17 protein-coding genes, 3 tRNA genes and 3 pseudogenes are annotated in these 21,987 nt (G+C 60.5%); 13 read left to right on the top strand and 10 right to left on the bottom strand.

Going from position 1 to position 21,987, the window contains the following annotated elements:
* The first annotated feature begins 442 nt into the window (after positions 1-442).
* Positions 443-646: a helix-turn-helix transcriptional regulator gene (locus SLG_RS14390; protein ID WP_014077221.1), complete on the top strand. Its 204-nt coding sequence runs from the start codon at positions 443-445 to the stop codon at positions 644-646.
* 12 nt (positions 647-658) lie between these two features.
* Here SLG_RS14390 and SLG_RS14385 read toward each other — a convergent pair whose 3' ends face one another.
* The 6 genes from SLG_RS14385 to SLG_RS14360 all read right to left on the bottom strand — a co-directional run bounded on the left by SLG_RS14385 (position 659) and on the right by SLG_RS14360 (position 5,767).
* Positions 659-1,891 carry a tyrosine-type recombinase/integrase gene (locus SLG_RS14385; RefSeq protein ID WP_014077220.1) on the bottom strand — a complete coding sequence of 411 codons (1,233 nt, stop codon included), beginning with the start codon at positions 1,889-1,891 and terminating at the stop codon, positions 659-661.
* A 164-nt stretch (positions 1,892-2,055) separates the two neighbouring features.
* Positions 2,056-2,130: transfer RNA gene (locus SLG_RS14380), tRNA-Glu, on the bottom strand.
* A gap of 111 nt (positions 2,131-2,241) precedes the next feature.
* Positions 2,242-2,317, bottom strand: a tRNA-Ala gene (locus SLG_RS14375).
* Positions 2,318-2,397: 80 nt separating this feature from the next.
* Positions 2,398-3,816 carry a DEAD/DEAH box helicase gene (locus tag SLG_RS14370; protein WP_014077219.1) on the bottom strand — a complete coding sequence of 473 codons (1,419 nt, stop codon included), beginning with the start codon at positions 3,814-3,816 and terminating at the stop codon, positions 2,398-2,400.
* 263 nt (positions 3,817-4,079) lie between these two features.
* A complete protein-coding gene (locus SLG_RS14365) occupies positions 4,080-5,156 on the bottom strand; it encodes an acyltransferase family protein (protein ID WP_014077218.1) in 1,077 nt (358 codons plus the stop codon).
* A gap of 119 nt (positions 5,157-5,275) precedes the next feature.
* Positions 5,276-5,767, bottom strand: coding sequence for a hypothetical protein (locus SLG_RS14360; RefSeq protein WP_014077217.1), 492 nt, complete (start codon positions 5,765-5,767; stop codon positions 5,276-5,278).
* Positions 5,768-5,932: 165 nt separating this feature from the next.
* Here SLG_RS14360 and SLG_RS14355 point away from each other — a divergent pair, with 165 nt between their 5' ends.
* Positions 5,933-7,381 (top strand): FAD-binding oxidoreductase, encoded by a 1,449-nt coding sequence (locus SLG_RS14355; RefSeq protein WP_014077216.1) that lies wholly within the window; start codon positions 5,933-5,935, stop codon positions 7,379-7,381.
* Between the two features lie 76 nt (positions 7,382-7,457).
* Positions 7,458-8,237, top strand: a complete 780-nt coding sequence (locus SLG_RS14350) for a SapC family protein (protein ID WP_014077215.1) — start codon at positions 7,458-7,460, stop codon at positions 8,235-8,237.
* Between the two features lie 328 nt (positions 8,238-8,565).
* Here the strand turns inward: SLG_RS14350 and SLG_RS14345 are convergent, their stop codons facing one another.
* On the bottom strand, positions 8,566-9,468 hold the full coding sequence (locus SLG_RS14345; RefSeq protein ID WP_014077214.1) for an N-formylglutamate amidohydrolase: 903 nt from the start codon (positions 9,466-9,468) through the stop codon (positions 8,566-8,568).
* A 147-nt stretch (positions 9,469-9,615) separates the two neighbouring features.
* On the opposite strand from SLG_RS14345, the gene cpdR reads away from it, so the two are divergent.
* From cpdR to SLG_RS21035, 6 genes and pseudogenes are all read left to right on the top strand, one after another.
* Complete coding sequence (gene cpdR / locus SLG_RS14340) at positions 9,616-9,993, top strand: cell cycle two-component system response regulator CpdR (protein WP_014077213.1); 378 nt, start codon at positions 9,616-9,618, stop codon at positions 9,991-9,993.
* A gap of 74 nt (positions 9,994-10,067) precedes the next feature.
* Positions 10,068-10,142: transfer RNA gene (locus SLG_RS14335), tRNA-Val, on the top strand.
* A 722-nt stretch (positions 10,143-10,864) separates the two neighbouring features.
* Positions 10,865-11,086 (top strand): hypothetical protein, encoded by a 222-nt coding sequence (locus SLG_RS14325; protein WP_041392068.1) that lies wholly within the window; start codon positions 10,865-10,867, stop codon positions 11,084-11,086.
* Between the two features lie 41 nt (positions 11,087-11,127).
* Positions 11,128-11,271 (top strand): annotated as a pseudogene (locus tag SLG_RS21485) (transposase); the annotation flags it as partial.
* A 12-nt stretch (positions 11,272-11,283) separates the two neighbouring features.
* Positions 11,284-11,437, top strand: a pseudogene (locus tag SLG_RS21480) (IS5-like element IS711 family transposase); the annotation flags it as partial.
* A gap of 101 nt (positions 11,438-11,538) precedes the next feature.
* Positions 11,539-12,192: an FkbM family methyltransferase gene (locus SLG_RS21035; RefSeq protein WP_158512728.1), complete on the top strand. Its 654-nt coding sequence runs from the start codon at positions 11,539-11,541 to the stop codon at positions 12,190-12,192.
* A 9-nt stretch (positions 12,193-12,201) separates the two neighbouring features.
* Here SLG_RS21035 and SLG_RS14315 read toward each other — a convergent pair.
* The 3 genes and pseudogenes from SLG_RS14315 to SLG_RS21030 all read right to left on the bottom strand — a co-directional run.
* A pseudogene (locus SLG_RS14315) lies at positions 12,202-12,749 on the bottom strand (transposase); the annotation flags it as partial.
* Between the two features lie 158 nt (positions 12,750-12,907).
* A protein-coding gene (locus tag SLG_RS14310; protein ID WP_148276609.1) for an IS3 family transposase occupies positions 12,908-14,079 on the bottom strand; the annotation gives its coding sequence in 2 pieces (ribosomal slippage) (positions 12,908-13,815 and positions 13,815-14,079; 1,173 coding nt in all).
* Positions 14,080-14,090: 11 nt separating this feature from the next.
* A complete protein-coding gene (locus SLG_RS21030; protein ID WP_221414684.1) occupies positions 14,091-14,384 on the bottom strand; it encodes a transposase in 294 nt (97 codons plus the stop codon).
* 133 nt (positions 14,385-14,517) lie between these two features.
* Between SLG_RS21030 and SLG_RS14300 the strand changes: the two genes are divergently transcribed.
* The 4 genes from SLG_RS14300 (at position 14,518) to SLG_RS20505 (ending at position 21,973) form a co-directional block, all read left to right on the top strand.
* On the top strand, positions 14,518-14,829 hold the full coding sequence (locus tag SLG_RS14300; RefSeq protein WP_051003775.1) for a hypothetical protein: 312 nt from the start codon (positions 14,518-14,520) through the stop codon (positions 14,827-14,829).
* 210 nt (positions 14,830-15,039) lie between these two features.
* On the top strand, positions 15,040-15,741 hold the full coding sequence (locus tag SLG_RS14295; RefSeq protein WP_014077206.1) for a hypothetical protein: 702 nt from the start codon (positions 15,040-15,042) through the stop codon (positions 15,739-15,741).
* A complete protein-coding gene (locus tag SLG_RS20510) occupies positions 15,738-16,670 on the top strand; it encodes a sulfotransferase (protein ID WP_014077205.1) in 933 nt (310 codons plus the stop codon). The genes SLG_RS14295 and SLG_RS20510 overlap by 4 nt, the downstream gene beginning before the upstream one ends.
* Before the next feature lie 158 nt (positions 16,671-16,828).
* Complete coding sequence (locus tag SLG_RS20505) at positions 16,829-21,973, top strand: glycosyltransferase (RefSeq protein ID WP_051003774.1); 5,145 nt, start codon at positions 16,829-16,831, stop codon at positions 21,971-21,973.
* Positions 21,974-21,987: the final 14 nt, after the last annotated feature.

The following is a 21,987-nucleotide window of genomic DNA, read 5'->3' as shown; positions in this document are numbered from 1 at the left end:
ACCTTTAGAACTAAGTTGGCACCTGTCGGCAGTGTAGTGCCTCCCCCTCTTGCGTTGCGGAATGAACTGATACAGCATGGGTTCGTGGCAATGGCGGGCCACCTTGAAGAAAGGCTCCGCCATGTCGTGCGAATCGGAATCACGCCAAGTTCATCGGGTCGCACTGCTTTCCAGAACGTCGCATGATCGCGTGGCATATTTGTCACGGTTGGCAAAGAAACGTCAAAGTATAGGCCGCCGATTTCCGCCTATCATCGCCGTCCACCGTCATACGCCACCGTTTGCCGTAGTTCGCCACCGTTTCCCGCCGTTACCTACACTTAGACCGCCGTAGTCCGCATCTTCGCCATATCTTGGCCGGGGCGCTCTTGCGCTGCGAATCCGGGCCGCCAATTCTATTCGTAGGGGGATTGTCTCAACGGCGAAGTCGAAAGTTACCCAGATGTCCAACAAGGAAAAGATTATCCGTCTCAAGACCGTGCTGACCCGCACGGGGCTTTCCCGCTCCACCCTGTATCGCAAGATCGCGGAAGGCAGCTTCCCCCGACAAATCACAATCAGCGTCCACGGCACCGGCTGGCATGAGTCCGCCGTGGATCGCTGGATCGCCAACCCCGCCGCCTACCGCGAGGATCGCGCCGAGTGACGCAAGGCCGGGCTATTGCCCGGCCTTGGCCTTGCGAAACGTCCCCTTGATGACTTTCGCGCCGTCGCGGAGGAAATCGAGATGGTCGGACCAGTGCTGCATCATGCGAACGCGCTCATCCCAATATTCGCCGCGCGTATAGGCACGGCGCACCGCGTTGTTGTCGCAATGGGCAAGCTGCCGCTCGATCGCGTCGGGATGCCATAGGCCCATTTCGTTGAGCAACGTCGCGGCCATCGCCCGGAACCCGTGGCCGGTCATTTCGTCCTGGGCGAACCCCAAGCGCCGCAATGCCGCATTGATGGTGTTTTCCGACATGGGCCGGTCAACCGAACGCAGGGACGGGAAAAGGTAGCTGCTATAGTCCGCGTCATGCTCGATGGTTTCGAGAATGGCGAGTGCCTGCCGGGACAGGGGGATGCTGTGAACGCGCCGCATCTTGGTTTTGTACGGTGGGATCGTCCACACGGCCTTGTCGAAATCGAAGTCGGCCCATTCGGCAAAGCGAAGTTCACCGGGACGCACGAACACATGGGGTAGGAGGCGAAGCGCCGCCTTGGTGCTGGGGTGCCCCTCGAACGCCTCGATGGCCCGCAGCAGGCCGCCCGCTGCATCGGCGTTCGTGATCGCGGCGCGGTGGACGGGCTGGGGCGCAATCAGTGCGCCGCGAAGGTCTGCCGCCACATCGCGCTCGGCCCGCGCCGTGGCGATGGCGTAGCGGAATATCTGGCTGGCAGTGCTGCGAAGCCGCTTGGCTGTCTCATAGCGGCCCTTACTCTCCATCTTGCGGAGCATGACAAGAAGCTCCTGCGCGGTGATGGAAGCGATAGGCCGCTTGCCGATGGACTCGTTGATGAAGTCCAGCAGCCAGCGCAGTTTCTTCATGGTGACGGCGGAGCGGCCTTCGCACTCGACCTTGACCAGCCATTCGTCGGCAACCGCCTTGAAGCTGTTGGACGCCGCGACGGCGGCAGCGATGCGCTCAAGCCTGATCTGCTCGGCCGGATCGCAGCCGCGCGCCAGAACCTTCCGCGCCGCGTCACGCTGCTCGCGGGCGTCCGCAAGGCCGGTGTCGGGATAGACGCCAAAGGCCAGCGTCTTTTGCTTGCCGTGGTGGCGGTAGTTCATGCGCCAGTAGCGGCCACCGTTGGGCGTGACATAGAGAAACAGCCCGTCGCCATCGGTGAGTTTATAGGGCTTTGCGCGGCCCTTGGCCTTGTTAATTGCAACAGCGGTAAGCGCCATGATGGTATCTCCTTTTGGGGGAGGGGCGCGCTACCATCAGATATACCATCAAAACGCTGGTATCCGGTGGCACGAAGCCGCTCCGTATGGGATACCTATACCACCGAAAACCCGCAGAAATCAGCCACTTATGGCATCTTCTGGAACCCTCTGGGAGAGGATTTTGGTGACCCCTACGGGAATCGAACCCGTGTTTCAGCCGTGAAAGGGCCGCGTCCTAACCGCTAGACGAAGGGGCCACGAGCGCCGGATGATCCCGGGGGATATCGGCGGCAAGCCGGGCGCCTATGCCGCGCCAAGCTCGTGGAGGCAAGCCCTAAAAGTGGCTCGATGCGCCCGAGAAAAAACCCTGGTGGAGCTGAGGGGAATCGAACCCCTGACCTCATCATTGCGAACGATGCGCTCTCCCAACTGAGCTACAGCCCCAGGGAGCGCTGCCTATAAGCAGCCGCCCGGCACAATGCAATGCGTTTTCCGGGCTCGCGTGCGGCGCCGTGAAATCGGGTTCAGGGCTTGTCGAAACCGAAGGAGAGGAAGGCCGGCATCGGCCCGTTCCAGCCCTCGTCGGGGCCTTCGTCGCGTTCGGGCGCGGGGGTGCGGGCAGGCTTGCCGCGCGGCGCCTCGCCGCGTGAGTCCCGCGCGGGCCGGGCGGGGCGTTCGCGCGCCTCATCCTTCGCGGCTTCGGGCGCCGCTTCGCGGGTTGCCGGGCGCTCATCCGTGCGTGGCTTCTTCTCGCGGGCCGGCTTGGCCGCGCGCCTGCCGCCCCTTGCCGGGGAGGCGCCCCCGCTGCCCTCGGCGGGCGCGAGGTCGACGCCGGTATCAAGCCGCTCGATCTTGTTGCCGATCAGCTTCTCGATGGCCTCGATCGCCTCGGCATCGTTTTTCGTCACGAAGGTGAAGGCCTTGCCGGTGGCGCCGGCGCGGCCCGTGCGGCCGATGCGGTGGACATAATCGTCCGGATGCCATGGCGCGTCGAAATTGAAGACGTGGGACACGCCCTTGATGTCGAGCCCGCGCGCGGCCACGTCCGACGCCACGAGCAGATTGATCTCGCCGCTCTTGAAGCGCTCCAGCTCCGCGATCCGGGCGGACTGGTCGATGTCGCCGTGAATCTCGCCGGACTTGAAGCCGTGGCGCCGCAGGCTCTTGTTGAGCTCGCGCACCATGGTCTTGCGATTGCAGAAGATGATCGCCGTGTTGACGTCTTCCTTGCCGAGCAGCGTGCGCAGCATCTCGCGCTTGCCGCGTTCCTCCACCGGCACCAGCATCTGGGCGATGTTCGCCGAAGCCGTCGCGGGCCGGGCCACCTCGATCGACTTGGGATTGGTGAGGAACTTGTCCGCCAGTTTCTTGATGGGCCCCGGCATGGTCGCCGAGAACAGCAGCGTCTGCCGGTTCGCGGGCAGCTTGGTGCAGATATTCTCGATATCGGGGATGAAGCCCATGTCGAGCATCCGGTCCGCCTCGTCGATCACGAGCAGCGAGCAGCCGGTGAGCAGGATGTTGCCGCGCTCGAACAGGTCCATGAGGCGCCCGGGCGTGGCGATGAGCACATCGACGCCCTTTTCCAGCGCCTTCACCTGATCGCCCATGGACACGCCACCGATGAGCAGCGCCATGGAGAGCTTGTGATATTTGCCGTATTTCTCGAAATTCTCGGCCACCTGCGCGGCGAGTTCGCGCGTCGGCTCGAGGATGAGGCTACGCGGCATGCGCGCCCGCGAGCGGCCCTGGGCGAGAATATCGATCATCGGCAGCACGAAGCTCGCCGTCTTTCCGGTGCCGGTCTGCGCGATGCCGATGATGTCGCGCATCATGAGAACAGATGGAATCGCTTGCGCCTGAATGGGCGTCGCTTCGCTATAGCCCGCCTCTTCGACGGCTTTCAGCAATTCTTCTGACAGGCCGAGGTCGGCAAAGTGCATCAGGGTTCCGTGCAGGCTGGAAGGCAGGATAGGCCCGGACCCTGCCGTCACCGGGCATGTCTTGAGCCGCTTGGGCCATGCGCAAGAGCAGCGCTCCTGTCAAGGATTTCCGGGCCGAAGCGGTCATGAGCGGGCAAGAAACGGGATGATCCGGCTCCCTGCTGCCCGTGCTTGCTGCCCGATCAGGAGGCTTCAGTGGGGCCATTTTTGTATGGAGAGCCTCGGGAAGCGGTTATCCGAACACGCGCATTCGGTGACACGATTCAGGCTGCGACGGGGGAAGGCGCGTCATATTCCTTCCTGAAGCGCCAGCGGCGCGGCAAGTCATACAGCCAGTCGGCGCCAACCCGAAGAAGCGCAAACTGGAGCGCGAGAGTGGCCGAAACCACCAGCGGTGTCATCAGATAGGGAATGAAGTTTGCAAGCGGCCCAGCACCCTGGCCGACGGGCAGGAACAGATACACAAGGACACTGATGACCGGAACCTGCGCCACATAAATCGCCAAGGTGTTCTTGCCGAGATACTGCAGTATCGGGGATATGATCCCGAATTTCGTCAAAAATTTGGAAAGCAGGAGCAGCAGATAGACGCCGATCAGGGACTGAGTAAGCTTGATCATTCCCAAGGCCAGCGGGATATCTCTCGCAAAACTCTGCGCAAGATACAGCATCAGATAAACGGCGGCGAGGGCAACCGTATTCAATCCCGGATTGATCCCGTCAACAGTGCGTCGCAGCCCGGGAAAAGATGCCGCAATGTAGAAAAATACGAAGTATTTCAGTGAGTTCTGATACGCCATGGGGCGTACGGACGCTTCCACGTCCGGCCAGATTTCCGCTCCAATGAAGCCATTGGCGAGGACCGACGCAAAAATGCACAGGGCGGCGCCTGCGTAAACATTGGCCGCGTTGAGAATTTTTGTGAGGGGGAAGAAGATGGCCAACGACCAGAGGAACCAGATTCCGGTGTCAGGTCTCACGAGAATGAGAAGAAGTTGCCCCCAGTCGCTGCCTTCCTGCAGATTGTCGGGATTTTTGACGACAAAAGCGACCCATAGGAAGCGAATGACGGACCATATCACAAGCAGCCATAGGAAGAGGAAAACCTTCCTGCGGAATATCGTCTCGATTCTTCCGTTGATGACCGAATTGGCGAGCAATCCGGATACGAAGAAAAACAGCGGCATGCGGATAGGTGACAGGAAGTCATTGACCTGAATGGCCCGGGCCACGCCCAGTCCAGCGGCCTCGGACAACATGGTGCAATGGAGCAGGGTCACCAGCAGGATCGAGATGCCCTTCGCCGCATCGACCCATTCCAGACGCCGTTTCGCTTGCATAGTCCCCCACTTGACCGCAACGCCACGGGGTTAAACGATCATCCGTCGTCTTTCTACCGGCATTTCCCCTGTGCGTGCCAAAGAAGGGCAATTGGACCAGATCGGGCGTGGGGCCCCGCTTATTTTTCCCGGCGCTTGTCGCTTTCCTCGTCCTTTACCGGCTCGCGTTCGAGATGGGTGAATTTCTCGATCTCGCAGGCCGAGCCGTTGCGCGCGTGGAGCGTGTCCCGGCCGGCGCAGAGCGAGCCGTCCTTGCTGGCCTGGATGTAGAAGCCCGCGTAGAAATCCGCGGCGCGGCAGCTGCGGCCGAAATGGGCGCGGAACTGCTCGTTGAGGCCGGTCACCATCCTCAGTCCCTCGTCCGGCGTGATGGAGGCGCCGCGAATGCGCTGGATGGGGAGGCATTTGGGGCCCCTGCTTTCCTTCCAGCGCCATTGCGCCGGGGCAGGGGCATCTTCCACGGGTGTGGCGAGCGAGCGGCGCATGGGCACGGTGGGGATCCGGATGATGACGCGCTGTTCGATCGTCACCTGCGCCCACTGGCTGCCGTCCGGACGCGGCGCGCGGGTCTCCTGACCAGCCGCGGCGCCTGGTGCGAGCGTAAGCAGCATCAAGAAGAATGTGATGACAATGAAAGGCAATGAATCGTTCCCGACGTTCAGAATGCCCTAGTGACCCGCCCTTGAACAGGCGATTAATTGGGGCAGCGGCGGGATGAAGAGTGCAGGGGCGCGCGAGGCTGGCATTCGGGAGCGGCAATCGCCATAAGGCAGCGCATGATCGCGCCTGACACTCTTGCCGCTTTTCGTGCCGTCGCCGGGCCGCGTGGCCTGATCGAGGACCATGATCTCATCGCGCCCTGGCTCGAGGACTGGCGCGGCAAGTTCCATGGCGAGGCCGCGGCGATCCTGACCCCGCGCTCGACGCAGGAAGTCGCCGCGATGGTGCGCTGCGCGGCCGAGCACCGCGTGCCGCTGGTGCCGCAGGGCGGGAACAGCTCGATGGTCGGCGGCGCCACGCCACCGGCGGACGGCAGCGCGCTCATCCTCTCGCTGCGGGCCATGAACAGCATCCGGCGGCTGGACCCCGAGGCCAATCTGGCCGTGTGCGAGGCGGGCGTGATCCTCTCCCACCTGCATGAAGCGGCGCAGGCGGTCGGCCGTCGCTTTCCGCTGAGCCTGGGCGCCAAGGGGTCCGCCACGGTGGGCGGCCTCGTCTCCACCAATGCCGGCGGCACGCAGGTGCTGCGCCACGGCACCATGCGCGCGCTGGTGGAAGGCATCGAGGCCGTGCTGCCGGACGGATCGATCCATGACGGGATCGCGGCGCTGAAGAAGGACAATCGGGGCTATGATCTCAAGCAGCTGCTGATCGGCGCGGAAGGCACGCTGGGCATCGTCACCGCCGCCAGCCTGCGGCTGGTGCCGGCGATTGCTGACCGGGCCGTAGCCTGGGTGGGTGTGAGCGATCCCGCGCAGGCGCTCGCCCTGCTGCGGCACATGGAGCGGCAGCTCGGTCCGGTGGTCGAGGGCTTCGAAGTCATCGCCGCGGACACGCTCGGCTTCATCCTCTCGGTGATTCCCGGCACGCGCCAGCCGATCGACACGCTCACGCCCTGGCATGCGCTGATCGAGGTCGATCTCGACGCGGCGACCGACGGCCCCGGCGCGCAGCAGCGGATGGAAGCGGCGCTGGCGAGCGCGTTCGAGAAAGGCCTCGTCATCGATGCCGCGATCGCCGCGAGCGAGGGGCAGGCGGAGGCCTTCTGGAAGCTGCGCGAAAGCGCGTCCGAAGCCGAACGCGCGCAGGGGCCGGCCCTGCAGTTCGACATCAGCGTGCCGATCGCCACCATGCCGCGCTTCATGGTGGACGTGGCGGCCGCATGCGAAGCGCGCTTCCCCGGCGCCACCGCCTCGTCCTTCGGCCATCTGGGCGACGGCAATGTCCATTTCCACGTGCGCGCGCCGCGCGCGGGCGGCACCGAGGGTGGCAAGGCGTGGCTGGCCTCCCATGGCGAGGAAGCCACGCGCTTCGTCAACGATCAGGTCGTGGCGATGAATGGCTCCATTTCGGCGGAACATGGCATTGGCCAGATGAAGCTCGCGGAGTTCGCGCGCCTCACCGAACCCGCGCAAATTGGCGCCGTGCGGGCGATCAAGCACGCGCTGGACCCGCTCGGCCTGTTCAATCCGGGCAAGCTGGTGCCCCTTGCCACTGCGGTTTGACGGCTTTATGGCCGGGCGTCGACCAGCCTGACCATTCGGTGTGCGCTGTTTTAGCCAGTCTCAGGAGTTCGATGCCATGGCCAGCGCGCCGCAAGCCCAATCTTTGCCGTTGCTCTACAAGGATCTCGTGCCGCTCAACGTGGAGCAGCATGCCGGCTTCACGCTGCGCAACTATGACCGCGCGCCTTTTCTCATCGGCGTCCATGCCGTGCCGCTCACCGTGGACGAGTTCCCGCAGTGCCAGCGCGCGCTGCCGATCGTCTTCTCGGCCGGCCCCAATCCCCTGCCGCTCGCGCTGATGGGCCTCAACGAGGGCGTGAACACGCTCGTCGACGAGGAAGGCAAGCTGCGGCGGGACGACGGCTATGTGCCCGCTTATGTTCGCCGCTACCCCTGGCTGCTCGTCCGCCTCAACCCGGACAGCCAGGAATTGTCGCTCTGCTTCGATCCGACCAGCGAACTGATCGGCGAATATGAGGACGGGCGCCCGCTCATCGAGAATGGCGAGGCGACGCAGCTGACCAAGGACCTGCTGGCATTCTGCGAGCAGTTCGAGGAAGCAGCGATGCGCACCGGCCAGTTCATGAACGACCTCAAGGAAGCTGACCTGCTGATGGACGGCGAGCTCAGCATCCAGGTGCCGGACGTGGAAAAGCCCTTCGTCTATCGCGGCTTCCAGATGGTCAATGAAGAGAAGCTGCGCGACCTGCGCGGTGACCAGCTGCGCAAGTTCAACCAGAGCGGTTTCCTGCCGCTGATCTATGCGCATCTCCTCTCGCTGCAGGGCATGCGGGAAGTCTTCTTCGCGCAGCGCCGTCTGGGCCTCGGCCCCATCCCGGCGTTCGAGATCAGCTGAGCCCCTCAGCGTCCCGCGATCCGCATCCAGAAGGCGCCAGTTTCCCGGCAAACTGGCGCCTTTTCTTGTCGGGCGCGCATTGGTGAACGTTGTGGGCGAAAGACGGGGAAGGCGGCGATACGCCGCGAGTCGCGCCGATACTTGGGGACTAACTCAACTATTCTCAGGATTTCGTGCTGGTTGCGCTTGAAAACAGCGAGGCACTGTCCTACCTTAAGAATACGTAGAGGCTTGTTCCCCCTTTCGGGCCTTTGCGTGGGCGTCCCGCCCTTTCGGGACGTCTCCTCCCTGAACCTGGGCCACCCTGTGCATCGCACGGGGTGGTTTTTTATTCGGCAGCCAGCGGGAAGGCAGTACCGGCAAGATCCTGCATCAGGGCGCGGGCAAGCTCCGTGAAGAGCCGCTGCATGGCCGGCAGGCCTTCGCCGGGGTTCATCAGCACCGAATCGAGATAGAGCGAGCGGTCCACCTCGATCTGGATCGCGTGGATGCCGGCTTCCGGACGTCCGTGGCGCTCCAGGATATGATTGCCGGAATAAGGCGTGTTGACCGCGATCGGCAGGGTCCTGCGGCGCACGAAATCAGCACACAGATCGGTCAGCTGCCCTTTCGCGCTGCGCCCGAAGCGATCACCGATCACGATCCGCGGCGCAGGCTCGAACGTGCCGGGCGCCTCGCGCAGCGGCGGCATGGAATGGATGTCGACGAGCAGGGCCACGCCATGCCGCGCGCGCGCCACGGCCAGCGCTCCGGCGAGCGCGGCGTGATAGGGCCGATGGACCGTCTCGATGCGATCGCGCAGCGTCCGGAAGGGCAGGGGCGTGTGCCAGAGCTTCCCCGTCTGCGCGAGCCGCTCGGGGATCAGCCCCAGGCCGCCGCGCACCTTGGCGCTGGTCTGCGGCCGAAAGCTCCAGGGCGCGCCGCTGACGCCCTGCGGATCGACCTCGCGCTCGTCCCGGTTGAGATCGATGAGCGCGCGGGGCTGCCGCGCGACCAGCACATGATGACCCTCGGCGATCAGGCCGTGAGCGAGATGGTCCGCAAACCTGTCCTCCAGCCGCGCGAGCGTCGCCTGGGGGACGCGCGCGCGATCGAGCAGATCGTGCGTGTAGACGCGGCCGGCATGCGGCACGGCGAAGATCAGCGGGCCGCGCAGCCCGGGCTGGCCATAGCTCAGAAAAGCATCGTGCCTGCCCGTCACCATCTCCGGCAGCGCCTCGGTCTCTGTCATGCCTGTCCGCCTCCGTCCGGTTCAAAATCGTCAGGCCGATGGAAATTCTTAATCGCTTGTCGCATAACAGGGCCAGCGACGCCAAGCCCGGCAGAACGGCAGGCGATTTGTCCATCCGGAAGAGGTTTGACGGGGTCGGGGCACGGCATGATTCGCATTCTTGTGGCAGAAGACGATGATTCGATGCGCACATATCTGTGCCGGGCGCTGGAGCGCTCCGGCTATCAGGTGGTCGCGGTCGATCGCGGCACGGCGGCGCTTCCGCTGATCGCGACGGAGCGATTCGATCTCCTGCTCACCGACATCGTGATGCCGGAGATGGACGGGATCGAGCTTGCCCAGCATGTCGCGGCAGTGGCGCCGGAGACGCGGGTGATGTTCATTACCGGGTTTGCCGCCGTCACGCTGCGCGCCGGCCGCATGGCGCCGGAAGCCAAGGTGCTCTCCAAGCCCTTCCACCTGCGCGACCTCGTCATGGAAGTGGACCGCATTTTCGACAGGAACAGCGCGAGCGGCCTGCCCTGAACCGAATGCGGTGGCGCAACGCGCGATTAGCGCTTGCACGGCACCGCCGGCTTGCGTAAGGGCGTCGCTCCCGTGGGCGTGTAGCTCAGTGGTAGAGCACTGTGTTGACATCGCAGGGGTCGCAAGTTCAATCCTTGCCACGCCCACCATGGAAAACCCCGTCAGCCCAATGGCTTGACGGGGTTTTTCTATGCTTGTCGCAGGAGTGGATGACGCGCCCTTACGGGGCTGCTTGCCCAACAAATCGGGGCAAAAATTCGACAAGTTTGGGCAAATTCTGGGCACGCCCATTTTGGGACTCTGGAGCGTATTTTTCGATTCGTCGTTTGACGCATGCGCTCCTAGGATCACGAGGGGCGCGCACCGAGTTTCGGAGCGGGTGGCCGGCCAGGCGAGTTCGATCCAGCTGATGCGCGAGCAGGTTTCCGACCGTCGTCTGGTGCTAGGTCGAGAACCTGCTGCGCCGACCCCTAGGTTCTCCCTATGTCGAGTAAAGATCCCGCGTCCGTGGCTGCTGGCCATCGGACGTGGCGGTGCCGTCGGCGCAAGCCGAGCCGTCACGACAGGCCAGCGTGGCGGTTCAACCGTCATCTGTTGAGCCGAGTGCATACCGCGCGGGACCTAGCTTCGACGACGTCGAAGCTATGCGCCTGTCGTCGTGCAATCTCGATGAGAGCCGAGTGGCCCCCGGGTCCAGTCGGCAGCGCCTGCTCACGCCTGAGCAAATCGCTGATCAGCTTCAAGTCCGGGGCGCCGATCCACGTAGGTGGATGCTCCGGACATTCAAGAAACACGGCGTTCAGTATCTGAACGTCGGCGGCCGACTGCGTGCCTCTCAGGCGCTGGTCGATCAACTCATGGAGAAAATGACGTGCTCTCACTCCGCACCCGCGGGAAGTCCGGGATATATTACATCCGAGGCTCGGTATCGCTCAACCGCCAAACCATCGACGTCAAAGAGTTCAGTACAGGAACAAGTGACAAGGATGCTGCGTCCCACGTGATGGCGCAGTACCAGATGCAACTGCATAACGAACTGCTCTTCGGCCCCACCGCCAAGGTCGCGGATGTGACGTTCTCGCCTGAAATGTGAGCGATCTTGAGTAGAGTCCGATGTGGAGGGGGCGGACGAAGATGAAGCGCAGCAGGTCCGGCGAAGAACAGATCATCGCGATCTTGAAGACGCAGGAGGCAGGGATGGCGACCGCGGACATGTGCCGCCGCCATGGGATCAGCTCGGCGACGTTCTACAAGTGGAAGTCGAATTATGGCGGTCTGGGGTGTCCGAAGCCACCGCTCGACTGGCGTCTCTACAGAGAGTGGTATCAAATCGAGTGCTTCTTCAACAAGCTCAAGCGCTTCCGACGCATCGCCTTGCGCTATGAGAGAACGCTCTCCGCCTTTTATGAGCTTTGTCCATCTCATATGCACCATGACCTGGCTATACTCATTGCAGACAGCACTTAAGACGAAATCTCTAAAATTACTTTTCGCATGCCTTCCCGGCGGTTAGAGCAGATTAGGCGATTTTTAGGACTAGTATCGATGAAAGATAAGCTTAAGGCGACCCCCGTCACTGATCACTCTCAGGATGGCGAGTTTCCGATGATCCTCGAATGGCTTGTCAAGCCAGGCCTGATAGTGGACGTGGGCGCCAGGGGAAGAGAGCGGTCGAACAGCTTCGACCTTCTCTCTCGGTTTGGCTGGAAGGGGTTGCTCGTAGAGGCAAATCCGGCGCTCTACGATGAAATCATGCGCGACTTCTCCGGGACCGACTACAGACTCGTTCGTTGCGCCGTCGCGGAGGTCGAAGGCATACTGCCATTCTACATAGGCGCCAATGATGATGTCTCTTCACTGTTGAGGGATGCGGCATCAGGGTGGGGTGATCTGCGTGGGCAAGTCGATGTTCATGTCCGCAGGCTTGGCGCCATTTTAGACGAGCACTGGATTCCTCATCGTTTCGATATTTTAAGCCTTGATATAGAAGGCCTTGATGTAGAAGTATTTAATGACTTGATCGACAATACGCCGTATCGACCAAAACTTGTTATTATGGAAGCGTCTTATGATTTTAAAACAAAAGATTTAAATGATGTTGGGTCATCAAAAGCTGTTCAGGATGCTTATGAAATCTGTGGGCAGACTCGTGCAAACTTGTTTCTCAGTCGAAAAAATGACTTCGGCGGACTTTTCTAGAGAGGTGCCCTTGTTGCGAACTATGCCTTCGTCCCGGATCTTGACCCGGAGAGCGTCGAAGAAGACCGGCGGGTAAATCGGATCGAGCGGCCGTTGGTGCCAGGTTGCGACCTCATCGAGAACGGCGTCCGTCACCGTGCTGATCAGGTCGGGCGAGACGTCGATGCCGTACAGATCGTGCAGATGCCCGATTATCTCACGGGTGCTCATGCCGCGCGCTACATCGATATGATCTTGTTATTGAACCCGGGGAATCGCCGTTGATATTTGGCGATCAACTGCGGGTCGAAGCTCGACTGGCGGTCGCGCGGGACGTCGATCGCCAGTTTGCCGCTCCCGGTCGTCACGGTCTTGCGACCGTAGCCGTTGCGCGTGTTGCCAGCACCATCGTCGCCGGCAAGGTGGTGATCCATCTCCGCGTTCAGGGCACGTTCGGTCAGCACCTTCTGCAGAAAATCAAGCAGGCCACGCTGTTCAAATGCCGCGCTGGCAGCACCGCTCGCCAGCAACTGGTCGAGAAGCTCATTCGGTATCGCAGGTTCTTTGCGTCGGGACATAGTGGGACTCCTTCTTACCCATTTGCCCGCCCGCACACGGAAATCCTGACAGTCCCGTAATGGCCGCTGTCCGCCACGACCTCGGCCAGCGTAACCGTGAGGTGGTCCCGCCTATTTGGACAGTTTGGCGGCTAAGTTAAGCTAATCCCGGTTGTCGTTCATGCCGCCTGTTTGATCATCAGATCATGGGGGGCATGCCCCCCATGATCTGATTGCCCGGTCCGCCGGTAGGCCTCGACCGGGGTTCTCCCGGCCAGGCCCGAGTGCGGACGCTGGTGATTGTAATAGGTGATCCACCGGCCAAGGCCAGCCTTCAACTCCGATCCGGTCTCGAAGGCATGCAGATACACGCACTCGTATTTGAGGGAGCGCCAGAGGCGCTCGATGAACACATTGTCCATCCACCGCCCCCGACCATCCATGCTGATGCGGACCTCCGCGTCGCGCAGCACGCTGGTGAAGGCGAAGCTGGTGAACTGGCTGCCTTGATCAGTGTTAAAGATCTCGGGCTTGCCGAAGCGCGCCCAGGCTTCCTCCAAGGCGGCGACGCAGAAGCCGGCATCCATTGTGTTCGACAATCGCCAGGCGAGGACCTTCCGGCTTGCCCAGTCCATGATCGCCACCAGATATAGGAACCCGCGCCGCATTGGGATGTACGTCACATCGGCACACCACACGTGGTTGGGCCGCTCGATCACCAGCTTGCGTAGCAGATACGGATAGACCCGGTGCTGCGGGTGCGGATCGCTGGTGCGGGGCCGCTGGTAGATCGGCGACAGGCCCATCTTTGCCATCAGGCGCCGTACCCGCCGCCGCCCGACCTCATGGTCAGCGCGCCGAAGGTGCCGCGCCATCTGGCGGCTGCCATACCATGGGCAGTCCATGAAGGTCTCGTCGATTACCGTCATCAGCGCCAGCGTCCCGTCCGTTTCCGGCACCGGTGCGTAATAATAAGACGAGCGACTGATGCGCAGCAGGCGGCACTGCGCCGAGATCGACAGGCGGTGGTGAGCAGGTTCGACCATCGCCCGCCTCCGGTCCACGCTCATCGACCGAAGGCCTTCGCTAAAAAATCCCGCTCCACCACCAGTTGCCCGATCTTGGCGTGCAGCTTCTCAACCTCGCTCTCACCGACCACCCTGGCCGCATCGCCAGCGCCGGAGAAGGTGCCTGCCATCCCGTCGATGGCCTGCCGCTTCCATGATGCGATCATCGTGTGGTGCACGTCATGCTTGGCCGCCAGCTCTGCCAGCGTCAGGTCGCCACGGATCGCTTCCAGCGCCACCTTGGCCTTGAAATCCGCACTGTACCGCTTTCTCGTCGTTTTCATCCCGTACCCCATCAGGCCGGGATTAGCTTAGCATCCTGTCCAGAAAACCGGCACCACCTCACCGCGACCGTCTCCCAGACTCCGGCTTCACTCCGACGCCGGAACCGCCGATAGACGGTGTTCCAGCTACCGCATTTGGGCGGCACGTCGCGCCACGGAGCGCCGCACCGAAGCCGCCAAAGCATGCCATTGATGATCGAGCGGTTCTGCTCGGGCCGCCTACCCCGGCCACGGTTCTCAGGCTCAATTGGCAGCAAGCCCTTCAGAATGCGCCATTCCGCTTCCGTGAGATCGCCCCTGCTCAAACCTGCCTCCAAAAGGCAGCCTTGAATCAATCTGTCCGCGCTTCGTCAATAACGTTTGGCATTCCCGTCATTAGCCCGCCCTGACGTTGCCCCCGCCTTCGTCTCACGGCATTACGGCAGCGGAGGAAATTCCATGCACGATATGCGGCGAGCACGCCAAGACCTGATCGCAGACGTTTGGCTGTATCCAACCGATCAAGGTGGCAAATCGCAGTCCGTATTCTCGGGATGGGGCTGCCCCTGCAAGACGACCCTCGATCCTGAAGAACCTGCTTGGGATGGCTGGCCAATCCTGGGTGAGGTGGAATTATGCCCCGGCGAAACCGGTCGCTTCGGCTGGATGTTTCTATCCGGCGATCAGGCCGCATCCCAGATGAGGCAAGCCGGAAAATTCTACCTGTGGGAAGGCCGTATCATCGGTGAAGCCGTCGTTGTGACCGAGTAACTCCCAATCCCAATTCGTCCACTCAGCCTAATCCATTGATACGGTTTAATTAAATCGCAGGTTATGGACACGGATCACGCGATCGCTCATGGTGGATGATGCTCAAATCCTGAGGTAGAGCATGGTGGCCGCGTCTCTCAGTCCGGATGGCGAAGATTCCTGGGTGGGCGGTGCGTCCAACTAATAATTGACTAGCAAGAGGCATTTAACATGGCGGACGAGACCGCGCAGCAAGCGACTGCTGACCGAATAGTGGAAGGTTTGATCGCTCCTATTCTCGACCTATCGGAACAAATTGTCGGCGAATTGCAGGATCTGGAGAACGCGGCAGCCGACAGCAACCGTGCGGTCGGGGATCTGGCTTCCGTAATTGAGGAGAGGCAGCATCGTATTGTCGAACTAGAAGCAACGGTGGCCGATTATAATGCGACCAAGGAACGGCTTGGTGTTGCCGAGGCAAAACTTCGTAATATCGAGCGACTGGCCGAGGAGATCGGGATGGACCGCGATCGTCTGGGCGTCAAGGTTACGGAAGGTAACTCCAAGCTCGAGGAGATGCAGCGGATGATCAATGATCAGGAGGCACTAATCATGGAGTTGCGGAAAGCCGCTCAGGAGGTCCCCCAGCTCAAGGCTGACATAGATTTTCATCTGGCCCAGAACGCCATGCTGCGCAAAGACCTGAACACGATGGACCTGCGCCTTGTGGACGCGGAACAAAGGCGGGAGCGACTTGAGGATCTGCTTCGTCGGCTGGCGCCAACGCTGCAAACGGCTGCTTATGAGTTTCTGCAGGAGGCGCCTGAGACGTCCGGAGAAAGTCTTCATGCCGCCCGCCACCCGAGTGGGAGGAAGGGAGCGGCAGAGATCGGCGCTCACGGGAAGAAGCGCGCAGCCGAGACTCAGAAATGACCGAAAAGGCATGTGCGGGGCGCAACCCCGCCAGGGATTTGGAAGAGGTCCTTTCGCTTCTTGGCGATGTCCCGGTCGTTGATCCAGGTGACCCTTCGCGCGATTCCGTATCCGACCTGATCGAGGAGTATTGCGGGCTGGCCGTGAATCGTGACCACGAGCCGACGCCCCCATGTACCATCCACCACCTCGCGTGCACCGGGGGATCGTTGATTTCCAAGGTGGTCGCCGCGTTGCCGGGCGTCGTTCTGCTCAGCGAGATCGATCCGCTGAGCACAATGGAGCTGGCGCGGGAAAAGCCCCGCTTCGCACCCACAGACGTGATTTTGGCGTTGAAACAGGCTGCTCGGCCGGTGCCTGAGCGAATTGTCGTCAACACCTTCCTCGCAAGTATCGGCACTATGAATGCCTCGCTTGGCACGTTGGGGCACCGCCTTGTTATCCGTGACCATGCGCACTCGCATTTCTACACTATGGTTGAGCCCGATTCACGGCCAACGCTGCGGGAGCTTTTGCTACCAATGGCTGCGAGGCTGCGCTCGGTCGTGACAATAAGGCATCCACTTGATTCCTTTGGCGCCCTGAAACTAAATCTCTGGAAAGAAGACTTCCATCCTTTTAATCTAGAAGAGTATTGTATTCGATTTCAGAAGTTTATTCGGAGGTACGAAGACGTGCCGCTGGTGCGTTACGAAGACTTCGTCGCCAGCCCCGCGATCGTCCTCGAGGAGATTTGTGACATCCTGAATCTCCCGTTCGATGTCTCTGCTCTGGGCATGATCGGCAACATTCGAATGACCGGAGACAGCGGCCGGACCGGATCGACGATCAAGAAACGTCCACGCCGGGACCTGCCTGACGAAATCGAGATACAGCGATCGTCCCGGCCTTATCGGGACATCTGTGCGCGATTTGGATACGAGCCGTAGGCACTGTTCAAAATCTTGTGATTCAACAACAATGACGTTCAGCCTATCATGCCGCCGCCTATTGCATCCTGATGCGAGGTGTCAGTAAGAATGCGTCTACTCCGATACGGTCGTGTAGGGCAGCACGTAACGAGCGGGGCAAAAAAGAAAGATTTGCGATGACCAACAACGGCGATTTCGAACCGGATGTGTGCATTGTCACGCCCGTTTTCAACGGATCTGACTACATCGACGAAACCATTGCTTCGGTCATCATGCAAGCCGGCGACTTCTATCTGCGATATCATATTCAGGACGGCGGATCGACGGACGACACGCTCGCGATCGTAGAACGCTGGCACAATCTGGTGACGACAGGCGCGTTGCCGATGACCTGCAAAGGGCTGGAATTCACATATTCGTCCGAGCGCGATGCGGGCATGTACGACGCGATCAATCGCGGCTTTCAGAAAATACTTCCATCGGTGGGCAACCCAATGATGGGTTGGATCAACGCCGATGATCGGATTGCTCAAGGGGGCTTAGCGACTGGTCTTTCAATATGCCGGGCCATGCCCGAGGTGCGCCTTTTCGGCGGGCGTGTGGCCTTGATCAATCAACATGGTTATAATTTAGGGATCAATCTTCCGATCAGTTATTCTCGGCCATGTATGGCGGCGGGCCTTTATGACGGTCGCTCACTGCCTTTTGTCATGCAGGAAGGAACGTTCTGGCGCGCGGACCTCTGGCATCAGTGCGGCGGTCTGGACGACAGGCTCAAGCTTGCGGGCGACTGGGATCTGTGGCGCAGGTTCGCGGAATATACCGAGTATTTCAGCGCAGACACTGTACTCGGATTTCATAGGCGGCGCCCTGGCCAGCTTTCTGGTCAAATGGACAAGTATTATGCTGAAGTAGATATGGTATTGTCAGAAATTCATCAAATTGAATTTCAAGAATTATCAAATAAAGAAAAAGTTTTTTCGAGCGTTGCGCCAAAAATAGTTGCAATTCGGCAGCGTTACGAGGAGTTGCTGTTCAATCGGCATGAGATGGAGCGTAGTGAATACGCCAGTACGGTGCTGCGCTTCAACCTTGCAGATGGGGCCTGGGGGCGAATGCGGGGCTATGGGCTGCCGTCGGGTCCCGCGGAGGTATCTGGTTCGTACGGCACGGCGTTAAGCATCAAAGGCCAGTTCGTCTCGGGCTTCAGCGCTCCAGAGGGCCCGCATCCAGAGTTTAGCATTCCCTTCGGTATGCGGTGGCTTACAGGAGAGCAAGGCCTGCTCACAGCGGAAATTGAGGAGAGCGGGCGCTATGATATCGTATTTCGTTTCCGCGCGTGGGGCAACGGCCGGACCGTGGCGATCAGCGTCAATGGCCGCCTGGGTTTCAGCGGCCTGATCCGTCCCTACGAGCACGACCGGGAGACTGAAGTTCGGATTTCATCATTCCTGCCTGTCGGTCTCTGCGCAATCGAGCTCAAGGTCGAGGCAGAAGAGGGCGCGGTCAACCTGATGGTCATGGACATGCGCATCGATCCGATCCTCGAGCGGGGGACGGGAAAGGTCGTGCCTGTGTCGTCGCTTCCGTCGCCCGTAGCAACGGTGGGCGGACGTGCGCCCTTGGGCGGCGAGTGGCCGCGCATATCGGTTATCGTCCCGACCCGCAACCAGGCGCATTTCATCGGCGATACGATGCGATCATTGGTCCGTCAGGGCTACCCAAATCTTGAGATCATCGTTTGTGACGGCGCATCGACCGATGAAACAACTCAAGTACTGCGCGAATTCGAGCGCCATATCACCTATTACATCTCCGAGCCCGACGAAGGACAGAGCCACGCCATCAACAAGGGCATGGCTGCGGCCAGTGGAGATATTCTGACCTGGCTCAACAGCGATGACCTGCTGGCCAGCGGCGCGCTTCACGCAGTTGCTTTCGCCTTCCTGACGGAGGGTGTCGACATGGTTTCGGGGGTATGCGATGTCTTCGGTGACGATGGTGCCGTAATGCACCGCCACCTGCCGTGCCTGCAGTCTGGTCCGCTTCCGCTCAACGATCTGCTCGATCTGGAGAATTGCTGGCTCCGCGGCCAGTTCTTCCACCAGCCCGAAGTATTCTTCAGTCGGGCGATCTGGGAAAAAGCCGGGGGATTAGTTCGCGAGAATCTTTATTATTCCATGGATTATGATCTCTGGGTCAGAATGGCGCAAGCTGGCGCCAGGATCCAATTGATCGGGCGCACAGTCGCTTATTATCGTATGCATGCCGACCAGAAGACCAGCACTGTCGAAGCCTATCGTCCGGAACTGACCAGTCATGCTTCCATGCTGCGTGCGGAGGCAGGAATGTCCTCCATGCCAGCGCGCCGCGAAGATCTGGCTTCCCATTTGAAGATTTTGATGCTCAACGACTATGGCTTCAACTATGGTGCCGGGATTGCACACAGGCGTCTGGCGCAGGCGTTGCAGCTGGCGGGGCAGGACGTCGTCGCTGTGGGCTACGCCGAATTTGATCGAGCGAGACCCGACGGGTTCGATCCCGAGCTGATCCGATCAGCGATCGACGAACACCAGCCTGACCTTATCGTTGCCGGCAACCTGCATTCGATCCGTTCAGGACCGGAGCCCCTCGAGGTGTTGCTGTCGCTCGGCGTACCGGTGGTCTTCTTTGCGCATGATCAGTGGATCGTGACAGGGCGCTGCGCCTATACGGGGGGGTGCCCGAAATTTCTCTCCGGTTGTGACGAGGCGTGCCCGACGGCGGCGGAGTATCCGTCGCTTCCGCCACGTGAAATCGCGCCGAGTTTTCGCGCCAAACGCGCCCTTATCGAAAAGGCGTCGCAGGATGGACGGCTGATGATCGTCACGAACAGCCGCTACATGGAGCGCTTCATCAAGGAAGCGGCGGGCGAGCCGCTGGCATCCCATGTTCGGACGGTGGCGCTCGGTGTCGACACCCGGCTTTTCACGCATGGACGCCGTCGCGAGGCCCGACAGATTCTGGGCCTTCCGCAAGACCGATTCATCATTCTGACGGCCGCTTCGAACATCGATGACGAACGGAAGGGTCTGCCGTTGCTGATCGAAGCATTGAAAGGCAGGACGGACCTTCATGATGTCGTCCTCGTGATCATCGGGTGGGGGAAGTCTATACCGGAAACGCCCTGTGAGGTTCGCTTTACCGGCTATGCGCAGGATGAGCGACTGGTCGCTCTTTACTTCCAGGCTGCCGATATCTTTGTTGGACCAAGTAAAGAAGAGGCGCTGGGTCAGACATTCATCGAGGCGGGCGCGTGTGGTACGCCCAGCGTAACATTCAATCTAGGCGGAATTCCGGACGCCGTAGTCGACGGAGTAACGGGCCTGCTTGTTGAGCAGCGCAGCGCGGAGCCGCTTGGGGAGGCAATCGCTGACATAAAAAGGGATGCAGCAATGCGGCGCTCCATGGGGGCAAATGCTGTCCTGCATGTCCGTAACCGCTTCAGTCTGGAGAGGGCGGCAGCTGATTTTCTCTCGATGTTGGTCACATGCAAATTCGGCAAGCCCTTGGCGCCGTCGGTTAACCTGCGTGCCGATGGGGTGCGACCTGTCCGGTTTCACTATCTCGCCGAAAAGGCGAGTGAGGTGCTGCTTCCGGAAACGCCCTCATGGTTTCCAGTTGCAGCCATAGAAAGTAGGTTCCTTGAAGGCGACGGCTCACTGTTGGAGCATGCCTTCGTGGCTGTTGCACCGCGGGGCGTGCTCGCGGCTGAGGCAGTGCGGGATGCAAGCTACAAGATGCGGCTAGGATACCGCATGGTTACAGAGCGTCAGCGCCTGACTATCGTCGTCAACGATACACGAGGCCTCCAGTACGAGCTGAAGTATGCTGCGGGAGGCGACCAAGAAATTGATCTACCTCTCCGATTGCGGAAGGGATATAATCGGATCATTATCGAATTTTCAGAAATGTCTGATAACGATATCGCTTTGATAATCAGCAGCCTGGAATTCAAGAATGATGGCGATGGGTTCGAGAATAACATCGATGGTCTTGTAAGTTATGGACATAATTTCGGGGAGGTTGAGGGGCCTTATCCTGAATTTCAGATCGATTCGAAATTTCGTTGGGCGCTGGGGGACGAGTCAGCGCTCCAAATCTTCAGCGCTTGTGAGGGTGAACGCGAATTGCGTTTTGGCATTCGTAATTTCTACTCCGACCAGGTCCTCGGAATTGATATTGATGGCGAACAGAAAGTATCCGTCGAGATTGGAAGCGCGAACGCGAGCGACGTTCAGTATATCGTTGTTCGGCACTTTTTCCACGAAGGTTTCGCGGACATCACGTTCCGTCCGAGCGTGTCGAGGCTGGAAAGGGAGAATGGTCGATCGCTGAGCTTCGCGCTGAGTTCAGTCGAGTTTGGCGACCGGCTTGGCGACCGGCTGAGTCCGGTGCTGAAATCGGCGGTCCAGGGTTCGCTGCCGGCGCACCTGCCGAATACGCAGCTGATCGGTGACTTAGAGGAGGGAAGCGGTTTCGGTCCGCTTAGAGGGCCTTTCCCGGAACTCGGTATCATGGAGCCGGTCCGGTGGATAACATCCGCGAGCGCAGTACTGACGGTCAATGCGACAGGCGTATCTGAAGCCGTCCTGACGATGCGCTACCGGATGGTGGCCAAAAGGGCTATCGCCTCTCTCGACGTCAATGGCGAAGTGCATGACCTCGTGCTCACATCCCCCGGCGCGCTGAGTGGCGCGGCAGAAGTAAAAGTCGACATCAGGTTGATCGATGGGCCGAATATCCTGACCTTTGCGTTTAGCGGTTTGGATTTCGAGTCGGTTGACGGCCATCCACGGGTGCTGCTGCTGGAAAGCCTGACCATCGTTGATATGGCGTCCGGCGTGGCAATGTCGGATGCAACTTCATCTGAGGCGGTGTCTTCTTACGCCCGAGTCAGGATGGGATCTGGCATTGCGGACGCCGAAGCCGCGTATCCACCGCTCGGGCTGGAGGCGCCTTTCTATTGGGTGTGCGATACCAAGGCACGCCTCAAGGTGGAGGGAAACGGGTGCAATTCCCGCGTGCGCATCGCGATGAGAAATCAGGAACGTGGGCAACGGATCAGCGTCGTCCAGGATGGCGAGCTACTGGTCCAGAGCGATGTGCTGCCCGATACACTCGACGTGAGCAGTGAGATCCAATGCGATCTATACCTCGCACCTGGCTGGAACACGCTCGATCTGATAGCCTCGTCTGTTTCGCCTCCCAGCGGGCAGGAAACGCGATCCTTGTCGTTCTTGATTGAGTCCATTGAAGTGACCGACCTGGAATTTGCCTAAGAAAAGGGGGGGGT

The sequence above is a fragment of the Sphingobium sp. SYK-6 genome, assembly GCF_000283515.1.
Taxonomy (GTDB): domain Bacteria; phylum Pseudomonadota; class Alphaproteobacteria; order Sphingomonadales; family Sphingomonadaceae; genus Sphingobium; species Sphingobium lignivorans.
This window is presented reverse-complemented; position numbering and strand designations above follow the sequence as displayed.